Below are 12994 nucleotides of genomic sequence, written 5' to 3' on the forward strand. Positions count from 1 at the left end.
TCCCTCCTACAACAGTAATTTATCAACAGCTAGTTCTCTGTTTTCATCTATAAATGCATGAATTTCTTTACTAGGAGCATCTAAAATATATTCTCTAGCACCTATAATAAACCTAGTATTTGGATAAGCAACTTCTGCCCATATATGGCCATTGTTTTCTACAATAAGCTTTGTAGCTACTCCTCCAGGTCCCCCAACTATTTTGCATTTAATTTCTTTTCCAGCTTTTATGACTCCACCGCGAGCTACACTTTTATCATTTTGAAATATTACACTATCACTTGCTTCTATTTGTGATACATATTGTCCTTTGCCACTAAAGGTAATATTACCCGAACTCTTAACTATTGAGTCTTGGCAATAATCTAGCACTACATCCACAGGAAGAGTTAAATCCATTGAGAGTAGAGAAGTTTTATTATTAATAATTGTCACTATATCATTTAGTTCTGTATAATTTTTTATATTAAGGGGACCCAAATCAATCATCTTATTTTTAATGATAAATAGTAATTTATCTTCAATATTTCCCAGCTTCAAAATTCTTTTAGCTACTTTAATAGAAATTTTAGAAAGTTGTTTGAATTTAGTTTCCATTAAAATTTTAACTAATTCACCATCACTAGTCTTTCTTTCTAAAAGGTTCATTTCTTTCAATTGCTTTATTGAAGCTATTAACTTTGTAATATCGTTTTCCATGCTATTTAAATCACTTAAATATTCTAAAATTAATACATCTTCTTTTCCAGCTGAAACGCTTGAGTGAATTACATTTCCATTTATCACAACATCCCCATTCGCAATAATTTCAGCTTCTGATACATTGTTTTTAATTAAAACATAATTACCAGCTTCTACTTTCATACCTTCCCGTACACTGCCATTTACAATTATATCCCCTACAAATTTAATATTTCCAGTTTTTAATTCCACATCTCCATTTATTTCATGAGTTTTATAAACGAAAAAAGTATTCCCCTTGGCTGATGGTCTACCTTTAGTTGTAGCTACAACAGTAAATTCATCTTTAAGTGCGCAACCATCTCCTACCCCTAGAATTATTTTTTTTGAACTTTTAACTTTTATAATTTTACCTGCAATATCTATTCCATCTTCTCCATTTTTTCCTGGATGATGAATTGCTAGAACTTGTCCTATTTCTACTCCACTTACAGTACCTATAGCCTTATAATCTATAGACCCAAGATTGTCATTTTGCTGATTATCTTTTACATCTGAATCATCGTATTTAATCTCCACCATATCATCTATCTTCTCTATGGGTTTCTTTCCAGATGCTATAAGTAGTTCGGAAATTTCATCATCCTTTGTACATTTTATAAGGTTCATCTTCAAAACCCCATATTTTATGTTATTATTTGATAACTCATTTTTAATTTCTGATTCTGTGAATTTGGGTGGCATAATTTTTTCCTTTATTTCCATTGCTATTGTTACTGTGTTTGAAATTGCAGCATCTTTTAGTTTATAAATGGTAGTGGGTTTGTATATAATACTAATATACGCTTCCATCTGATCTTCACTTATTCTTAAGTCCATCTTCCTTTTGGCCTCATCTTCTTTAAAGATAAATTCTATCTTGCTTTCCGAAGTTACAATAGAAGACTTATTAATCTTTTCTCCATTTATAATTACTGTAATATTATTTCCAAAACAAATTACTGCTGGTTTCCCGCCCTGGCAAGGGTCTTTTACAATAATTCTACCATCTTGAATCTCTATGGTTCCGTTTATTTCTAGTTGCTGGGCATCTTCTTTTCCAAAGAAATCTTCGTCTTTAATGTTTTCATCATTTAAAGATTCTATTGAATCAATAGAAATTATAGCATACTTCTTGAAAAAACCATTTTTTTCCTCTAGTATTGAATATTTTAACTTTTCTACTGGAACCCCCAAACTAGAACTTGCAAGACTTAAACATTCCTGAACATTCGCCCCTCGGAACTTTTCTCCGCATGTTTTAGTTGCCAATTATACCACCTCTTTCTATAGAGAAATTATACCATAATTCTTCTATTCTTTTACTTAACATTTCAATTGTTTTATTTATTTATCGACCTATTACAAAGAAACTTTACAATTTTCTGTTTATCTTCATTTAATTCATCTTGAAATCCTAGCATTATTGAATTTATTAATGGATTTTTTGAAGAATTGAAGAAAAATTCATCCACGCTTTTGATTGGTAGTACATTTGGTGAAGTGCCAGAAATAAAAAGTCCCGTTAAGGATTCAATGTCCATTTCATGGACATTTCTTTCTTCAACTACTATATTTAGCTTTTCACAAGCTTTTATAATAAATTGTCTTGTTATACCAGGTAGCACATTCTCTATCTTGGAGGTTAAAACAGTAGATCCTATAACCATAAAAATATTTGATCTACTGCCCTCAGTAATAAAACCAGCATCATCCACTAAAATCGCTTCATATGCGGTGTTACTTACAATTTTCGCATTTACCTTTTCTCTGAAGTCACTATCGATAACCTTAGCATTAGGTGTCCTACGTTCCCCATGATAAGTAATAGTTTTTACGCCTTCCTCGTATTGCTCTTTTGAAGGGTATGCATGAGGTATAAAATATGCTAAAAATTTTTCATTTAAGTTTTTGACATTTTCACTACAATCCACATTAGGCTGATAATTAATAACTAATTTTAGATTCCCGTCGCAAATATTGTTTTTACCTATTAGTTCAAAAATTCCATTTATTATTTTTTCCTTTGTAATACACAACTTATATTCCATGATTTTAGCAGAGTTTTCTAAACGACTTAAGTGCGACATAAGAAAAACAGGCATTCCATCACTTATTCTTATAACTTCATATAGTGATTTCCCTATATTCATGTTATAATTTTCAAATTCTCCCCTTGTCTTAAATTCGTCCCCAAATAAAAAGTATTCATTTATGCACTTGTCCATATATATCCTCCTTTTAATTTTCTGTATAAACAAAAATTTCAAATTTATTTATACAGATTTAATTTAAATGCTGATTTTTACTTATATGTGCTTTATCCTATTTCCATTTTAAAATTTCGATTTTATCATGTGTTTTTCTGAAATTTATTAAATAAGGATGCCCCACCAAATTTAAAAGTGGCAAATCTGATAGAGAATCAGAAAACATATAGGAGTTTTCAAAGTCAACCACCATGTTTTCTTTTTTCAAAAATTCTTTAAGTCTCTTTACTTTTTCTTCTCCTTTACAATTTTCTCCCAAGATTTTATTTCTATGCAAGCCATTTTCCAGAGTAAACCTTGTTCCTATTACTTTATCTACTTCTTCTATGTTATAAAGTTCATTTAAATAGAATTCAGCTGAAGCAGAAATTAAATAAATTTTATAGCCCTCTGCTTTCATTTTTTTTATCATCACAATAGCATCACTATATAATATTTTGCTTAACCGTTTTTCATAAAATTCCTTGACGATTCTTTTCATTTCATTTTCTTCTATACCATCAATGAATCGTATAAAGGTTTTCTTTACTTTTGAAGCATCATGAATCTTCAACATATAAAAAATAGATGAATATATACTTTTGGGTAGATATTTTAATAATCTAGGATTCTTTCTCATCATAAAAAAATAGAATTCCACTAATGTCTCACGTTTTGTTAATGTGTAATCCACATCAAAAATAGCTAATTTTTCTTTCATAAACGATACCCCCTTTTATTATAATTTTTATCTTTAGGCTACTCTTATTGTACGCTTATAATGTTAATAATAATAATATTATTAACATTGAATCTCTATTCATTCCTTTTTTCAATCCTCCACTGGGTTGTTAAATCACCCCACTGAAGTTTTTTATTTATTATAGTATAGGGCACCCACTTATAAAAGTAGGTGCCCTTTCTTCTGAAATGTCGTTAAAAAGAGCCGATGCATTTGCAACGACTCTTTTTACTTAACTATTTCTCTTCTTTAATCATTTCTTCATAATATGCAGTTATTTCTGCGAATTCTTCATCTTCTGGGATAATTAATTCGCCTGTTTCTTCATCTCCAATTACTTTGAAAAGATATATTGAATCATCTTCAGGATTTTGAACTAATGCATATTCATTATCTTTATAAGTAAATCCATCTACTATTTCACATGGAACTACATTACCATTTTCATCTTCTAAATCTACAGTTAGTGCTTCTCCTTCTCCACAGCCGCAACCGCAACCATCGTGTTCATCGTGATCATGACCACCACATCCACAACCTTCATTTTCTTGGTTGTTTGAACCACATCCGCAGCCATCATTTTCCTCGCCGCCGCAACAAGTCTTTTTATCTTCATTCATAATGTGTTACCTCCTACATTCAGTATATTTTCTATTTTACCCTTAATTACGAAATAATAAAAGGTTTTTTTTAAATTTTATTGTTAAGTTATTGTTAAATGTCTTTATTATGTGATTTAACGACATTTCAGAAGGAAAGTCACCCACTTATATAAGTGGGTGTACCCTACTATAACAAATAAAAAACTTCGTGGGGAGTCTGAATCTCCTTCTGAAGTCGTTAATATTTCAGCATCGCAGATGATGATTTAATCACAAAAGAAGATGAAATTTAATTCATCTTCTTTTGAATTTGTAATTTTAACTAAAACTTTAAATACTATTTTTGGTCAGCAAGTCTTTTGTAACTGTCCAATCTTTCCATAGCATCTTTTTCTGTTTTAACAAATAATGCTTCTGCTGTTTCTGGGTATATTTTTGCAAGTGAAGAATATCTTACTTCGCCCATTAAATATTCTCTAAATGAAGTAGTTGGTTCTTTAGAGTCTAATATAAATGGATTCTTTCCTGCTTCTTTAAGTTCTGGATTAAATCTATACATAGCCCAGTATCCAGATTCAACAGCTCTCTTAGTTTCAAATTGAGTACATCCCATACCTGCTCTGATACCATGATTGATACATGGAGCATAAGCAATTATAAGTGATGGTCCTTTATAAGCTTCTGCTTCTTTAATAGCTTTTAGTGTTTGATTTTTATCAGCACCCATTGCTATTTGAGCAACATAAACATATCCGTAACTCATTGCCATCATACCTAAATCTTTTTTCTTAGTTTTCTTACCAGTTGCTGCAAATTTTGCAATAGCTGCAGTTGGTGTAGATTTTGAAGATTGTCCTCCAGTATTTGAATATACTTCTGTATCCATTACAAGAATATTTACATCTTCTCCAGATGCAAGTACATGATCAACTCCACCAAATCCTATATCATAAGCCCAACCGTCTCCACCAAATATCCATTGAGACTTTTTAACTAAATGATCTTTTTTACTAAATATTTCTTTTAATGCTTCATTATTGTCTTTTTCAGCTCTTAACAATGGTAACATTTTAGCTGTTGCAGCTTTTGAACCTTCTGCATCTTGTTTGTTTTCAATCCATTCATTAATAGCTACTTTTAATGCATCACTTGTGTTTAAAGTTAAAGCTTTCACTGCTGACAATTCAACTCTATCTCTTAATTGAGTAGTTCCAAGGAACATTCCAAGTCCAAATTCAGCATTATCTTCAAATAATGAGTTAGCCCAAGCTGGTCCCTGACCACATTCATTAACTGTATATGGTGATGCTGGTGAACTTCCTCCCCAAATTGAAGAACATCCTGTAGCATTAGCTATGAGCATTCTATCTCCAAATAATTGAGTAATAAGTCTAGCATATGGAGTTTCTCCACATCCAGCACAGGCTCCACTGAATTCCATTAATGGTTTTTCAAATTGACTTCCCTTAACAGTTGCAGTAGTCATTGGGTTTATTTTTTTAGATAATGATTGTTCGAATTTCCAATTTTTTATTAATGGTTCTTGTGTTTCGTATGGTTTCATTATTAATGCTTTTTCTTTTGCTGGACATACTTCTGCACAGTTACCACAGCCAGTACAATCTTCTAAACTTATACCAATAGTAAAGTTTAAACCTTCAAAATTCTTTCCACCAGCAGCTTTTTTACTTACATAACTTTCTGGAGCGTTCTTAAGCTCTGCGTCAGTAGCTAAGAATGGTCTTATTACAGCATGAGGACATACATACGCACATTGATTACATTGTATACATTTATCTACTTGCCATTCTGGTACATTAACAGCAATACCTCTCTTTTCAAAAGCAGCTGTTCCTGGTTGTAATGTTCCATCTTCTATTCCAATAAATGCTGAAACAGGTAGTGAATCTCCTTCTTGTCTGTTCATTACATCAGCAATATTTTTAATGAAATCTGGTCTAGCTTCTTTTGCAGTTTCATTATTGTCCACAGCTTGTTTCCAGCTTTCTGGTACATTAATTTTAACAACTGATTCGATTCCTTTATCTATTGCAGCATTATTCATGCTAATAACCTTTTCACCTTTTTTACCGTAAGATGAAATAACCGCTTCTTTAAGATACTTAACTGCATCTTCTACAGGAATAATGTCTGCAAGTTTAAAGAAAGCAGATTGCATTATCATGTTTGTTCTTCCACCAAGACCTATTGATTGAGCTATTCCAACTGCATCAATAATGTTAAAGTTAATATTGTGAGTCGCAATATATTTCTTCATTGATGCTGGTAAATGTACTTCTAATTCTTCTGGAGTCCATATACAGTTTAATAGGAATGTTCCATTATCTTTTATTCCTTTTAAAACATCATACTTATATACATATGATTGATTACCACAGGCAACATAATTTGCAGCATTTATTAAATATGTTGATTTTATAGCTTTCTTACCAAATCTTAAGTGAGAAACTGTAATTCCACCTGATTTTTTAGAATCATATGCAAAGTATGCTTGAGCATACATGTTTGTATGGTTTCCTATGATTTTTATAGCACTCTTGTTAGCTCCAACAGTACCATCTGATCCAAGTCCCCAGAATTTACACTCTTTAGTTCCTTCAGGAGTTGTTGTTATCTCAGGTCCTGTTACAAGTGATGTATTAGTAACATCATCTACTATTCCAATAGTAAATCCATTTTTAGGAGATTCTGCTTTTAAGTTTTCAAATACTGCAACCATTTGAGCTGGAGTAGTATCTTTTGAACCAAGTCCGTATCTTCCACCAACTATAACTGGTCTGTTTTCTTTTTCATAGTAAGCATTTCTTACATCTTGGAATAATGGTTCTCCAACTGATCCTGGTTCTTTTGTTCTATCTAATACAGATATTTTTTTAACTGTAGAAGGTATGTATTTAAAGAAATGATCCAATGAGAACGGTCTGAAAAGATGTACTTTAAGTACTCCAACCTTTTCTCCTTTTGCATTTAAATAATCTATAGTTTCTTCAATAGTATCACAAACTGATCCCATTGCTATTATTATTCTATCTGCATCAGGTGCACCATAATAATTAAACAAATGGTAGTCAGTTCCGATTAATGAATTTATTTTCCCCATATATGTTTCAACTTTTGCTGGAAGAGCATCATAGTATGAGTTTGAAGCTTCTCTTCCTTGGAAATAGATGTCTGGATTTTGTGCTGTTCCACGAGTTACAGGATGCTCTGGATTAAGTGCATGATTTCTAAATGCTTCTAGTGATTCTGTGTTTATAAGAGAAGCTAGAGTTTCATAATCCCAAGTTTCAATCTTTTGTATTTCGTGAGAAGTTCTAAATCCGTCAAAGAAGTTTACGAAAGGAATTTTTCCTTCAATAGCTGTTAAATGAGCAACTGGTGAAAGGTCCATTACTTCTTGTACACTGCCTGATGCAAGTAGTGCAAATCCAGTTTGTCTTGCAGCCATTACATCTTGATGATCTCCAAAAATATTAAGTGCATGAGTAGTTAATGCTCTAGCAGCTACATGAAATACTCCTGGAAGTAGTTCTCCTGCTATTTTGTACATGTTTGGAATCATTAATAATAATCCTTGAGAAGATGTAAAAGTTGTAGTTAAAGCTCCTGTTTGAAGTGATCCATGAACCGCTCCTGCAGCTCCAGCTTCTGATTGCATCTCCATAATTTTAACTTTTTGTCCAAATACATTTTTTGTTTCTTTAGCTGCCAATTCGTCACAATATTCTGCCATCGTTGAAGATGGTGTTATAGGATAAATCGCCGCCACGTCAGTATATGCATAAGCAACGTGTGCTGCTGCTGTATTACCATCCATTGTTTTCATTTTTCTCATTAATAAACCTTCTTTCATTAATAATATTATAAAAAAGTGTTACAAAGCTTAATAAAGCTTTGTTTCTTGTTTAGTTTTACCACTTGAAATGCCTTTATTCAAATTACAAAATATGCAATTTATAGATAATCTACAGATTGCATATTTTACAGATTTCTATTGGTAAATGTTATTTAACTAAATTCTTTCCCATCTCTTCTGCTTCAACTAATTGTTGCTTAGAAGGTGCTTCATTAACGGTTAAATTTTGTATAACATTAAACTCATAATCCTTCATTTGACTTACCCATTTGTTCATAAATTCGCCATCATCCCATCCATAAGATCCAAATAATCCAGTAACTTTGTTACTTATTGGAATCAATTTGAACTTATCAATGAAAGGTTGCATTTCCTTTTGTTCTATTCTATTGTTATCCATTGACGGACTTCCGAAAGCAACTGCATCTGCGCCAGTTACATCTTCAACAGTAGCTTCACTAACTAGTTTAACTAGTACTGTAGCTCCTGCTTCTTTTGCACCTTTAGCTATGTGATTAGCTAGAACTTCAACATTTCCATTGTTACTCCAATAAATTATAGTTAATTTTTTCATTACTATCACCCCATACTTTCATATTAATAGATAGTTTTTCTTACACCTTAATTATACATCAAAATGAAAAACATTCAAGTTCTTTGTTATGAATATTGTATAAATATTGCATTATACCTTAATAATCCTTAATAAAGTATAAAATAACTAACTTTCTCTAAATTTCTTCTAATTTAAACTTTTCTCCACTTTTAACAATCACAGATTTATACTCTTTGGAATCTAATAATTCCTTAAAACTTTTTTGAGCATCACTATCTCCGTGTACAAGAAAAATACCTTTAGGCTTTATCTTCATATGTTCTACCCAATTAATTAATCCGTTTCTATCTGCATGACCAGAAAGTCCTTGCAAATTATATATGGTGGCTGCTACGGAAATATCTTCTCCAAAAATTTTAACCATTTTATTCCCGTCTAAAATTTTTCTACCTAAGGTGCCCTCAGCTTGATATCCTACAAATACTATAGAATTTTTACGAATCCATAAACCATGTTTCAAGTGATGTTTTATTCTACCTGCATCACACATTCCAGACGTTGATATTATTACCATTCCCTTTTCAACCTCATTTAATTTCATAGACTCTTCTGCTGAATGAGTATATGAAAGCCCCTCAAATCCTAGTATATTATCATCATATTTTTCCATCTCTTTTGCCTCAAGATCAAAATATTCTCTGTTATTTTCAAAAATTCTTGTTGCTTTTTCTGCCAGGGGACTATCCACATAAACAGAAAGATTTTTAAGCATCTCTTTATCAAAATAGTTATTCAAGGCATATATAACTTCTTGTGTCCTACCTACTGCAAAGGATGGAATTATAACATTTCCTCCTCTATCAAAAGTTTCTTTTACTATATTAGCCAGCTGTTTTAATACATCTTTGAAATTCTTATGTACTTTATCTCCATAAGTAGTTTCCATAATTACATAATCTGCATCCTCTATAAATGTAGGATCATTTATAAGTGGAATGTTAACATTACCTAAGTCTCCAGTATAAACAAGTTTTACAGGTGAAGCTCCTTTTTCTTCCACTTGGAGTTCTATAATAGCTGACCCCAATAAATGGCCTGCATCCCTAAATACAATTGTTAATCCATCAAAAGGTTTTATCTCCTCATTGTAAGGATAACCTTTAAAAAGCTTTAAACACTCCTGCGCATCTTTCGAAGAATACAAGGGCTGAGTAGGCTCCAGTCCTTTTCTTTTAAGCTTCTTATTCTCCCATGTAGCTTCCATCTCCTGAATGTGCCCACTATCCGGAAGCATCACAAGGCATAGTTCATTTGTAGCTTTTGTGCATAAAATTTCACCTTTAAATCCATTCTTATATAGTAGTGGAATTCTTCCACTATGATCTATATGAGCATGGGATAATATCATTAAATCTATTTCTGCTGGGTTAAATTCAAAATTCTGATTTTTACCTTCATCTCCATCTCTTCCTTGGTATAATCCACAATCCAATAAGATAGTTTTATTTCCTATTTTTAGCATATGGCATGAACCTGTAACACACTGGCAAGCACCAAAAAAATTAAGCTCCATCTTATTTCTCCTTTGATTTGTATTATTATTTTTCATATATAATAACTCATAATTATAGTTTACGCTTTTTTAGATTTTTTATAGGATAAATATTATTTGAAATAAAAAAAGATGAAGAAATTTTACTTTCTTCATCTTTTTCTATATTTTTCTATTAAGTTAACTATTAAATCAATACTATTTTCAGCGTTACTATCATTCATGATTGCAATGTATTTTTCTGAATCATTATACAATTCATCAATCTTCATTTGCAAACATTCTGGAGTTAGCTCCTCATCTTGAAGAACCATACTATATCCTCTCTTTTCAAAAGATCTGGCATTAAGTATTTGATCGCCGCGGCTAGCCTTAGCAGATAGTGGAATTAATAAATTAGGTTTTCTTAGTGCTAAAAGTTCAAAAATTGCATTTGCTCCTGCTCTTGATACAACAAGATCTGCAGCAGCCAATAAATGAGGTAATTCATCTTTCACATATTCAAATTGCACATAGCCATTTTTATTTTGAAGTGTTTTATCTAAATTATTCTCACCACAAATGTGAATAATATTATACTTCAAAATCAATTTTTCAAGTTTTGACCTTATAGCTTCATTTATAACTTTAGATCCTAGGCTACCACCAATAATGAGCAATATTGGTTTTTCATTTTTAAAGCCGCATATTTCCTTAGCCTTTATTTTACTTCCTAAAAACAATTCCCGCCTTATAGGGTTACCAGTTACTACTCCTTTTCCATTTTTTATTTCATTTAAGGCTTCTGGAAAAGTTACACATACCTTCGTACAATAAGGTGCCGCCAGTTTATTGGCAAGTCCTGGCGTAATATCACATTCATGAGCAATTACTGGAATCTTGCAAAGATATGCAGCAAGTACCACCGGTACAGAAACAAACCCACCCTTAGAAAAAACAATATCTGGCTTTTCAATTTTCATTATTTTTTTCGCCTCAAAAAGTCCTTTAATTACCTTTAGTGGATCAGTAAAATTTTTCATATCGAAGTATCTTCGAAGTTTCCCACTTGAAATAGGATAATATTTTATATTTTCACCCTCTATTATTTTTCTTTCAATACCATCTTTTGTTCCAATATATTCAATTTCATAACCTAACATTTTAAGTTTTGGTACAAGTGCAAGATTTGGTGTTACATGTCCTGCTGAACCTCCACCAGTCATTATTATTTTGTGGTTTTTCACTTTAACACTCCTTTTAAAAACATGGTTTACTCAGTTTATTCTACATTATTATATACCAAATGCAATAAAAAGTTCTAACTTTTTAAAAAATGTTGTCCAAATTTTACTAAACATAATATAATTTTCAAAACTAACCTTTAACACACTAATATAAAAATTACAAATGAGGTTAAACTACTATCATACCAAATAAACTTAAATTTAAAGGGAGGTAATGAATATGTCAAACGGAAGTAATAGAACATTAGTACCACAAGCTAGAGAGGGACTAAACAAATTTAAAATGGAAGCTGCTCAAGAGGTTGGAGTTAATTTAACCAATGGATATAACGGTGATCTTACTTCTAGACAAAATGGTTCTGTAGGCGGACAAATGGTTAAAAAAATGGTAGAACAATACGAGAAAAATTTATAATTTAAAGTTTAAAATTTAGAATAGGTTAAAAGGTATATGCTAGCCATATACCTTTTAATTATGGTATTTTTACCTTAATCATATAAATATATGTGATTATTTTAAATTTGTTAAGAGAAATATGTAATTTTTTCTCATATAATTAAAGTTTTTCATATAATAACAAGTATTAATTTAAAATGCTGTACTTGCCTTATTTTCCTTCAACATTCTATTATATATTTTAAATTTCTGCACAAGATACTATCATAACACAAACAAAATATAAAGGGAGGTAATTAATAATGGCAAACAGAACATTAGTACCACAAGCAAGAGAGGGTTTAAACAAATTTAAAATGGAAGCTGCTCAAGAAGTTGGAGTTAATTTAACTAATGGCTACAATGGAGATCTTACTTCTAGACAAAATGGTTCTGTAGGCGGACAAATGGTTAAAAAAATGGTAGAGCAATACGAAAAAAATCTATAATTTAAATTAGTTATTAAAGGGTATATGCTAGTCATATGCCCTTTAATTTTAATTGTTTTACCTAAGTCTTATAAATATTTTTAATTTCTTTTCATCTATTTAAATACTCCATATAATAGAAGTTACAATTTAATTTTTACTTGCCTTATTTTCCACAAATATTCTATTATATATTTTAAGTTTCTGCACAAGATACTATCATAACAAAATAAAATATAAAAGGAGTGATTAACAAATGTCAAACAGAAAATTAGTACCTCAAGCTAAAGCCGGATTAAATAAATTTAAAATGGAAACTGCAAAAGAACTAGGTGTTAACTTTACAGATTACAATGGTGATTTAACTTCAAGGGAATGTGGTTCTGTTGGCGGAGAAATGGTAAAAAAAATGGTACAACAGTACGAAGAAAATTTATAATTTATCCAAAATATAATATAGACACATAGATTTATTCTATGTGTCTTTAATGATTTAACGACATTTCAGAAGGAGTGTCGCCTACTTCTATAAGTTGGAATTACATGTTACAAGAAAAATAAAACTTTAGCGGGAGTCTAAATATCCTTCTGAAGTCGTTAATATTA

Annotated in this window: 11 protein-coding genes; 3 read left to right on the forward strand and 8 right to left on the reverse strand. The window is 31.0% G+C overall.

Annotation, left to right across the window (positions count from 1 at the left end; translation table 11 throughout):
- Positions 1–6 precede the first annotated feature (6 nt).
- The 8 genes from Ctaglu_RS03385 to murG form a co-directional block, all read right to left on the reverse strand.
- Positions 7–1992 (reverse strand): flagellar assembly protein A, encoded by a 1986-nt coding sequence (locus Ctaglu_RS03385; RefSeq protein ID WP_124998081.1) that lies wholly within the window; start codon positions 1990–1992, stop codon positions 7–9.
- A gap of 71 nt (positions 1993–2063) precedes the next feature.
- Entirely contained in the window at positions 2064–2948 is an 885-nt protein-coding gene (locus Ctaglu_RS03390) for an aminotransferase class IV (protein ID WP_124998083.1), read from the reverse strand.
- Between the two features lie 97 nt (positions 2949–3045).
- On the reverse strand, positions 3046–3690 hold the full coding sequence (locus tag Ctaglu_RS03395; protein WP_124998085.1) for an HAD-IB family hydrolase: 645 nt from the start codon (positions 3688–3690) through the stop codon (positions 3046–3048).
- 257 nt (positions 3691–3947) lie between these two features.
- Positions 3948–4331: a DUF1292 domain-containing protein gene (locus Ctaglu_RS03400; protein ID WP_124998087.1), complete on the reverse strand. Its 384-nt coding sequence runs from the start codon at positions 4329–4331 to the stop codon at positions 3948–3950.
- Positions 4332–4650: 319 nt separating this feature from the next.
- Positions 4651–8169 carry a pyruvate:ferredoxin (flavodoxin) oxidoreductase gene (gene nifJ / locus Ctaglu_RS03405; protein WP_124998089.1) on the reverse strand — a complete coding sequence of 1173 codons (3519 nt, stop codon included), beginning with the start codon at positions 8167–8169 and terminating at the stop codon, positions 4651–4653.
- A 169-nt stretch (positions 8170–8338) separates the two neighbouring features.
- Positions 8339–8764, reverse strand: a complete 426-nt coding sequence (locus Ctaglu_RS03410; protein ID WP_124998091.1) for a flavodoxin — start codon at positions 8762–8764, stop codon at positions 8339–8341.
- A 157-nt stretch (positions 8765–8921) separates the two neighbouring features.
- Entirely contained in the window at positions 8922–10319 is a 1398-nt protein-coding gene (locus Ctaglu_RS03415; RefSeq protein WP_124998093.1) for an MBL fold metallo-hydrolase RNA specificity domain-containing protein, read from the reverse strand.
- Positions 10320–10450: 131 nt separating this feature from the next.
- Positions 10451–11524 carry an undecaprenyldiphospho-muramoylpentapeptide beta-N-acetylglucosaminyltransferase gene (murG, locus tag Ctaglu_RS03420; protein ID WP_124998094.1) on the reverse strand — a complete coding sequence of 358 codons (1074 nt, stop codon included), beginning with the start codon at positions 11522–11524 and terminating at the stop codon, positions 10451–10453.
- 220 nt (positions 11525–11744) lie between these two features.
- Between murG and Ctaglu_RS03425 the strand changes: the two genes are divergently transcribed.
- From Ctaglu_RS03425 to Ctaglu_RS03435, 3 genes are all read left to right on the forward strand, one after another.
- Positions 11745–11939, forward strand: a complete 195-nt coding sequence (locus Ctaglu_RS03425; RefSeq protein WP_124998096.1) for an alpha/beta-type small acid-soluble spore protein — start codon at positions 11745–11747, stop codon at positions 11937–11939.
- Between the two features lie 284 nt (positions 11940–12223).
- Positions 12224–12409: an alpha/beta-type small acid-soluble spore protein gene (locus tag Ctaglu_RS03430; RefSeq protein WP_124998098.1), complete on the forward strand. Its 186-nt coding sequence runs from the start codon at positions 12224–12226 to the stop codon at positions 12407–12409.
- 235 nt (positions 12410–12644) lie between these two features.
- Entirely contained in the window at positions 12645–12827 is a 183-nt protein-coding gene (locus Ctaglu_RS03435; RefSeq protein WP_124998100.1) for an alpha/beta-type small acid-soluble spore protein, read from the forward strand.
- The last annotated feature ends 167 nt before the right edge of the window (positions 12828–12994 follow it).

This window comes from Clostridium tagluense (assembly GCF_003865095.1).
Lineage (GTDB): Bacteria > Bacillota > Clostridia > Clostridiales > Clostridiaceae > Clostridium_AD > Clostridium_AD tagluense.